At 62.7% G+C, this 2,215-nt stretch carries 2 protein-coding genes; both read left to right on the top strand.

What is annotated here, in order from left to right; translation table 11 throughout:
* The first annotated feature begins 73 nt into the window (after positions 1 to 73).
* Positions 74 to 1,360, top strand: a complete 1,287-nt coding sequence (gene istA / locus OHD62_RS35470) for an IS21 family transposase (RefSeq protein ID WP_263792400.1) — start codon at positions 74 to 76, stop codon at positions 1,358 to 1,360.
* Complete coding sequence (gene istB / locus OHD62_RS35465; protein ID WP_006199991.1) at positions 1,360 to 2,160, top strand: IS21-like element helper ATPase IstB; 801 nt, start codon at positions 1,360 to 1,362, stop codon at positions 2,158 to 2,160. The genes istA and istB overlap by 1 nt, the downstream gene beginning before the upstream one ends.
* Positions 2,161 to 2,215 lie beyond the last annotated feature (55 nt).

Here is a 2,215-nt window from a genome sequence, read left to right as displayed (position 1 = left end):
TGTCGGGCGAAATGAGAAATTGACCCCCGAACGAAAGGAAGAACTGACCCCTCTCTTTTGAGAGGAAGAATCGATGACGAGAGAGTTTTCATCGCAACTTGCATTGTCTGGAACGATGCGGGTTGAGGAAATGCGATCGGGGGAAGAAGTTTTGGCCATGGTGGGCCTTCACGAACGAGGCTGGGGAGCGAAACGAATTGCGCAGGAGTTTGGATGCGCGCGCAACACGGTTCGCCGATATCTTCGTGAAGGTGGCGTTGTTGCGTATCGCCAGCCCGTGCGTCGGACAGCATTTGATGGTCTGGACGATTGGCTTCGAGAGCGTTTCTTTCGCCACGACGGGAACGCGGACGTCATTCGCCAGGAGTTGGAGAGCGAGCATGGCATCGTCATCGGGCTGCGCTCGGTAGAACTTCGGGTTCGAAAATGGCGGCGCGAGTTGAAAGCGCAGAAGCGGGCGACGGTGCGCTTCGAGACGGCGCCTGGTCATCAGATGCAGATCGACTTCGGCGACACGCGGGTATGGATCGGCGGCGAGCGGGTGCGGATCCATGTGTTTGTCGGGACGCTTGGCTATTCGCGCCGGATGCACATCCGGGCCTCGCCGAGGCAGCGCCAGACCGACTGGTTCGAAGGGATGGAAGGCGCTTTCCTGCGGTTTGGGGGCGTGCCGGCGGAAGTTCTGATCGATAATGCAAAGGCGCTGGTTGAGCATCACGACGCGGTGACGCGCGAGGTGAGGTTCAACGCCCGGCTGCACGCTTTTGCCCGATATTGGGGCTTCACACCGCGGGCCTGTGCCCCTTATCGGGCCAGGACGAAGGGGAAAGACGAACGCGGAGTCGGCTACGTCAAGAAGAACGCGATCGCCGGCCGCCGGTTCGAAAGCTGGGCAGCGTTCGAGGCGCATCTGGATCGGTGGACGCGCGAGGTTGCCGACCGGCGTGAACACGGCACCACCGGCGTTGCGCCCGTGGAACGTTTTGCCGCTGAAGCTCGAGCGCTCCGCCCGCTTTCCGGCAGGGCGCCGTTCGGGCAACTGCGGGACCTGATCCGCAAGGTTCAGGCCGACTGTGCGATCGATCTGGATACGAACAGCTACTCGGTGCCTTGGCGCCTGATCGGCGAGAGCGTCCAGGTCGTGGTGTTGGCTGGCCGTGTGATCATCCGTCATGCGGGCCAGGTGGTAGGCGATCATGCCCTGTGCCGGGGGCGACGACAACGGATAGTGGACCGGGCGCATTTTGTCGGCGTCGCCGGCTTTGAAGGGCCGGTGCGCGCGGATCCCATCGAGATCGCTCCAGCCGCCTTGCTGCGGCCGCTTGCGGAATACGAGGCGGCTGTCGGAGGGGGCTGGTGATGACGACCGTGGATCACGACATGCTCATCGCAACGCTCGATCGGCTGAAGCTGACGGCGATCCGCGACCAGCTCGACACGTTGCTGGACGAAGCTGCCCGCTCGAAGATGACGTTACGAGAGGCCCTGGGCTTCCTGGTGTCGCGCGAGATCGCCCGGCGCGACGAGCGGCGCATCTCCATGTCGAGCAAGATCGCCCAGTTCCCCTTCGTGCGCGAGCTGGACGGCTTCGACTTCAACGCCCAGCCATCGCTCGATCAGGGGCAGATCAGGGAACTCGCCACCTGCCGCTGGATTGCGCACGGCGACACGCTTTTGTTCCTCGGCCCACCCGGCACGGGCAAGACCCATCTGGCCGTGGCCCTCGGCCGCGAGGCGATCCGCCAGAATTACAACGTGCAGTTCATCACGGCTGCTACGTTGGTGGCGACGCTGGCCAAGGCCCACAGCGACGGCTCGCTCGACAAGCAGTTGGCGATCCTGTCGCGGCCGAAACTGCTCATCATCGACGAACTGGGCTATCTGCCCTTCGAGGCCAATGCCGCCCACCTGTTCTTCCAACTCGTGTCACGGCGCTACGAGAAGGGATCGATCCTGATCACCTCCAACCGCTCCGTGGGCGAATGGGGAAGTGTTTTTGGCGACCCCATTGTGGCCACGGCGATCCTGGACCGCCTGCTTCACCACTCCACGGTGATCACCATCCGCGGCGACAGCTACCGTCTCCGCGAAAAGCGTCGGTCCGGCCTTCTGCAGAAGACCGGACCGACGCTTGAACCCAACGAAACAGCAAACCAGTGAAGGGGGTCAGTTCCTCACTTCGCCAAAGGGGTCAAATCCTCACTTCGCTTGACAA

Origin of the sequence: Mesorhizobium sp. YC-39 (assembly GCF_025753795.1) — a bacterium.
Lineage (GTDB): Bacteria > Pseudomonadota > Alphaproteobacteria > Rhizobiales > Rhizobiaceae > Mesorhizobium.
Note: the sequence above shows the minus strand (reverse complement) of the source record. Positions and strands in the feature narration are given on the sequence as shown.